Genomic DNA, 4,718 nt, shown 5'->3' with positions numbered 1-4,718 from the left:
AGACACTCGAGCGCATAGCCAATGGTTGGCCCAGCAGCGATCTCGATGCACTCATGCCCTGGAATTACACGCGCTGAACGGTCTCAGCTTGCCGCTTACAAAGAAGCCGCTGTTTTCTGTTGTGATCAAAGAAGACGCTCTAGAAGCCAAGGTCAAAAGCGTCGGAAGCTCCGTTATCGAGCAGGACAATCCGAAAGCGCTAAGAGAGTTCCGCGAGAAAGTGCTCAGCACTATGTCGGCATTTTTTGCAGATGATCGCGATATAAAGCTAGCCATCCATGAAAGCCTTGGCGAACTTGGCCATCAGGCAGATCTTATCGGGTGGGTTTCAGCTGCTGAGATTGTTGACGTTTCGGCGCTGCATGCAGAGATATCTCGCCTGCGGCTTGAACTTGACAAAGCCAAAGCAGCGAAGTCGGTTGCCCAAAGGAAAAATCATAATGCAGAGTCGGTGCAAGAGATAGAGGAGACGCTTGAACTTCTAAAGCTAACCGTCCTCGACGTTCCAGATAAACTGTTGGGCGCTGCAATTACCAAAAGCGATTTGGCAACCCTTATGAGTGCTTATTCACCTGCCTTGGTTAATGGCGTCCAACAAAATTGGGCCGGTGAGCAGCCCTATCAATTTCTGTATTACACAATTTTTCCCAAGCTAATAATTCACGGCCTCGCATCAAGCGAGAAGCCAGCGGGCAGTTCGTATCGACGAAGCTTTCTTACCGATAAAGGCAAACGAACGCTGGCGATCATCGAGAAACAACGTCTCCTAAAATGATCCGCGTATCCCAATAAAAAGTGCGCGCCGGTTGGCCTTCGCCGCGCATTTGGTTTTAGAACGCTTCGTCTATGAAGACAGAACGGCCAGCGGGCAAACGCAGGTCTAGGCGTTCGAACCGTTGGTAGCGGAAAGCCCCGCTGGCCAGTGGTGATAAAAGACCGCGCGCTGCCCGAAGGCGCGCTGCGGCAAGGTGGCCAGCCCGAAATGCGAAAGGCTGGCGAGGAAACTGTTACGCGCGCTTCTTGGTAGGCGCGTGGTGGGCGTCGAGCGCAGCATAGAACTTATTCTTGAGGATCTCGGCGCGCGCCGCTGCATCGTGCAGGATGTAAGCTGCGGTGTTTGCGTCGTCGTGCTCCATATGGGCCACAAGCTGCGCGGTGATGTAGTCCAGGGCGATGCGTGTCGAGTTGAACACGTTACACACCTCAGCCTCTAGGTTAGGGAAGGACTCATTAACCGTATCTGTTTGGGACTCGCTAACCATGTCGGGCGTTCCTTGTTGCTTTTGTGTCGCTGCATTTGTACTGTGTACACATGAAGCCACACGAAATTAACCGTGTCAACATGTATTTGTACAGGGTACCAAAAATGAACGCCACTCAGCTTAAAATGGCCCGCGTCGGACTCGGTTGGGGTGTGCGTGACCTAGCTGAAAAAGCGGGTGTTACCGCCAACACAGTAACTCGAATCGAGAACGGTTCAGACCCGAAGACCTCCACCGTGCACTTACTGCAGACCGCTTTAGAGATTGGCGAAGAGGTGGAACCCGGCAAGTGGCGGTTCGCAGAGTTTATTAACGACGGCGTGCGCATCAGGGTCGGCGGCCCACCAGATGCCGAGCGTGGGGCAGTTGTTCACAGATAGGCTTGACCGGCCGTTATGCCTCAATCATTTTGCTACCCTGAATTGGGGGGGCACTCTATGAACAAGACAATCAGCACCGTTGCGTTGATCTTCGCTGCACTCGCCGGACTGAGCACTGCGGCATTGGCTGAGACTGATGAAGAATGCGCTGCTGTGGGCAGGATAGCGGAAAAGGTCATGGAGCGCAGACAGGGCGGCATGTCCCTACAAAGCACCATGGACGTCGTTATACCCAAGGGCGATGAAAAGGTCGGCCCAGGCTTTCGGAAGATGATAATGGACGCCTACGAAGTCCCGTTTTTCAACATGCAAGAAAGCAAAGATCGGGCAATCGGCGAGTTCCGCGACCAGTGGCAGCTGACATGCATGAAGGGGTAAAATTAGCCGAGATACGCGGGTCGGACCGCTTGACCGTTACACAACCCTAAAGCATCATCTCCGCAACTTACGGGGGATTCGGGGCGATGGCTAAACTTTTATATGCGCTTGGGTTACTGCAGGTCGTCGGCGGCGTATTGGTAGCTATGGCTGCCAAATCCGCCATACATGAAATTCTCGGCGCCGTTGCGTTTGGAATGGGAGTGCTGGCAATTGGCTTAGCTGCTGTGATCGACCGGCTCAGCGCCTTGGAACGGTAAGAGTTAGTCTACTCCATGCCGACGGCAATACCGCACACAATTCAACAATTTCAGATTAATTTAACTGATGCTGCGGCTGAGCGTCCATTGCTGGCCGTGGAGGCGGCGCGGATATTCTCGCGCTGGGCGAATGTCGAGCATCTTCTCGAAATTATGGCTAGCGTCCTCCTTGGGGATTCAACCGCGATGTTTCTGCTGGATCAGTTAAAGTCCAGGAATCAGAAACTGTCAGGAATAGAAGTTGCTGTCGAGAATAAGATTTCTCATCCTGAGACGAAGTCACTTCTAAAGCAGCTGTTTAAGCTCATTAATTCTGCGGCGGTCGGACGTAATGAGTTAGCACATTGCCTGTGGGGGACGATCGATCAACTACCTAACGATCTCCTCCTCATCAACCCGAAAGCCGCCCTTAAAGCCGCTAGACTCCTGACACAAACAAACGGTGAAAGTCTTACTCGAGCGCTCGACAAAGAGAATATCTCGTATGTCCACTCAGCAGACACTCAGTATGATGCTGCCGTTGAAATCATCGAAACGATCCGTGAAGGGACTCGAGTGTGGCGCCACGAAGATTTCGACCAGCCGCTACGTTTGCTGAATTTCTCTTTGACCGCGCTTACGCAATACACGATCGCTATTTCAGACGAACCAGAGGCCTCGGGTCCGCGCCAAGCACGGGCGCATTTGACACAGCTTTTGTCGGACGCAGCAAAACTGAGTTGATCTCGGGCCGTAAACTTGTTGCAAGGTAAACGCCGGCCGAGCCTTTGTCGATTTTTACGAGGTAGTTTATCAGGATCGATTCCACCATTTTTGCCTCCTTATGACGCTCGCAGGTTTCGGGTCTCCCCAAAATTAGGGCGTCCCGTTGAGCCTGCCTTTCAGCTAGACGCTTTACCGGTGGAGTGGGCGAGGCATTGATTTTAAACGGCTTAAAATTAAGCCGGGGTGTCCCCAATTTTGGGGAGACCGACTGAACGCAATTTTGCACCGAGTAAAATTAATGGCTTAATTCAGCTTCACGTTGCCCTTCTGGGCCTGCCTGACGGTGTTGATGATTTCGCCCTTGAGATTGCGCTGCGCCTTCTCAAAGCCGGCCTGAAGGCGCGCCACAGCCGCTGCATCGGCGCCGCGGGCATCGATATTGTAGACCGGAGCTAGTTTGACCGAAGTGCCACCACCACCGCCTAGAGCTTGGATGTTAGGAAGGGACGGAGCGCTCATCGCGGCCGCAAGCTGGTGATTCGGAACTACCTGTTCGCCACCCTTGAACCGTACAAGCTCAGGCCCTTTCTCCCCGACAAGGGCCATGCCTCGCTGCGCAGAATTGGTGCCTGCCGCGTACATAGGCAGAGGCGCCGGCGGGAAGTAGCTCTTACCACCACCACCGCCACTAAAAAGGCCACCAAACAGATCGAATAATCCACCACCACTGCCGCCGGCGTTGTTGATTTTGAAGATGTTGTTCAGCACGTCATTGATAAGAGCATTGCCGATCTTCTTGAGGCTGTCGGCGAGAATGTCTGCCGCGCTGGCACCCTCAATGAAGCCGTCAATCATGCCTCGCGTAACATCCTTGGCGGTTTCCATCGCCTCTTCAGCGCGCTGGCGTATCTCATCCTGCTTTTCGGAAAGCCGCTCGGATTCGACAACAGCGTTCGCGTACCCTGCCGCTAGATCCTCGATGCTGGCCGTAAGCTCTGGCGTGACTTTGATACCAGCCTCTTGTGCCGCGGTGAGAAGCTCCTGTTTGGCGCGGGCGAACTCGATGGAATGCCCGTAGTCGTTCAGGAGGGGATTAAGCCCGGCCTGTGCGGCCGTCTCAGCTTGCAGCGCGGCAGTGCGCTTTGTGATCTGCTCGACCTCGCGGGCATACTCATCAGCACGCTTCCTGTTGGATTTACCATCCTTGTCGGCTGTGACCTGGTACTGCTTGTCCGTGATGTCTACGGGCGTGAATTTCTTGCCGTTGACGGTTTTGGTCTCTCCGCTGCCTCCCACAATAGAGGGCGCACTGGTGGGATATTTCAGCGGCTTGTCATTCAGTACGTCTTGAATGATGCTGGACGCTGTCTTTGTGGCCTGTTCCTTCAAGGCCGCCAACTCGGCCCTGGCGCCATCAAGTCGAGATCCGTTCGCCCTAGCGCGGCGCACTGGCTGCGATTCGAGATCCGCGATCTCTTTTTCTAGTTCCAGCCGCCTCTGGGTGTTGTCGACGAGCTTCTGACTGCCCTTGATGGTGGATTCGACAGTCAAAGCACCGCCGAACGCCGACAATTTGCCGTCCCCATCGCTATCGAGCGCACCGATGATGCCCTGGCCAATGTTTGCGAGACCGCTAATACCATCGCTCAATGATCAGAACTCATTGGCCCATTTGCGGTGACCGATGGACATGATGCGCCATGGCTGGCTTTCGAGTTTCCGCCAGGCGTCGC

Annotated in this window: 7 protein-coding genes; 5 read left to right on the top strand and 2 right to left on the bottom strand. The window is 54.2% G+C overall.

Annotated features, from left to right (window positions below):
• The coding region (locus ACQZ5K_RS26830) for a hypothetical protein (protein WP_448742057.1) at nt 1-775 on the top strand (775 nt) is incomplete at its 5' end.
• A gap of 232 nt (nt 776-1,007) precedes the next feature.
• On the opposite strand, the gene ACQZ5K_RS26825 is transcribed toward ACQZ5K_RS26830, so the two are convergent.
• Nucleotides 1,008-1,193 carry a hypothetical protein gene (locus ACQZ5K_RS26825; RefSeq protein WP_448742056.1) on the bottom strand — a complete coding sequence of 62 codons (186 nt, stop codon included), beginning with the start codon at nt 1,191-1,193 and terminating at the stop codon, nt 1,008-1,010.
• Between the two features lie 173 nt (nt 1,194-1,366).
• Between ACQZ5K_RS26825 and ACQZ5K_RS26820 the strand changes: the two genes are divergently transcribed.
• The 4 genes from ACQZ5K_RS26820 to ACQZ5K_RS26805 all read left to right on the top strand — a co-directional run bounded on the left by ACQZ5K_RS26820 (nt 1,367) and on the right by ACQZ5K_RS26805 (nt 3,003).
• Nucleotides 1,367-1,642 carry a helix-turn-helix domain-containing protein gene (locus ACQZ5K_RS26820; protein ID WP_448742055.1) on the top strand — a complete coding sequence of 92 codons (276 nt, stop codon included), beginning with the start codon at nt 1,367-1,369 and terminating at the stop codon, nt 1,640-1,642.
• Between the two features lie 57 nt (nt 1,643-1,699).
• Nucleotides 1,700-2,020, top strand: coding sequence for a hypothetical protein (locus tag ACQZ5K_RS26815; protein ID WP_448742054.1), 321 nt, complete (start codon nt 1,700-1,702; stop codon nt 2,018-2,020).
• Between the two features lie 86 nt (nt 2,021-2,106).
• A complete protein-coding gene (locus ACQZ5K_RS26810; RefSeq protein ID WP_448742053.1) occupies nt 2,107-2,280 on the top strand; it encodes a hypothetical protein in 174 nt (57 codons plus the stop codon).
• Nucleotides 2,281-2,295: 15 nt separating this feature from the next.
• The gene (locus ACQZ5K_RS26805; RefSeq protein WP_448742052.1) at nt 2,296-3,003 is read left to right on the top strand and encodes a hypothetical protein; all 708 of its coding nucleotides are present in this window, start codon (nt 2,296-2,298) and stop codon (nt 3,001-3,003) included.
• Nucleotides 3,004-3,288: 285 nt separating this feature from the next.
• On the opposite strand, the gene ACQZ5K_RS26800 is transcribed toward ACQZ5K_RS26805, so the two are convergent.
• Nucleotides 3,289-4,635: a hypothetical protein gene (locus tag ACQZ5K_RS26800; protein ID WP_448742051.1), complete on the bottom strand. Its 1,347-nt coding sequence runs from the start codon at nt 4,633-4,635 to the stop codon at nt 3,289-3,291.
• Nucleotides 4,636-4,718: the final 83 nt, after the last annotated feature.

The sequence above is a fragment of the Agrobacterium sp. 22-226-1 genome (genome assembly GCF_053522345.1).
This window is presented reverse-complemented; position numbering and strand designations above follow the sequence as displayed.

What these genes read in the sequence shown, in the direction of transcription:
- ACQZ5K_RS26815 (WP_448742054.1), top strand. Translation starts at nt 1,700, where the DNA reads ATGAACAAGACAATCAGCACCGTTGCGTTGATCTTCGCTGCACTCGCC.
- ACQZ5K_RS26820 (WP_448742055.1), top strand. Translation starts at nt 1,367, where the DNA reads ATGAACGCCACTCAGCTTAAAATGGCCCGCGTCGGACTCGGTTGGGGT.
- ACQZ5K_RS26805 (WP_448742052.1), top strand. Translation starts at nt 2,296, where the DNA reads ATGCCGACGGCAATACCGCACACAATTCAACAATTTCAGATTAATTTA.
- ACQZ5K_RS26810 (WP_448742053.1), top strand. Translation starts at nt 2,107, where the DNA reads ATGGCTAAACTTTTATATGCGCTTGGGTTACTGCAGGTCGTCGGCGGC.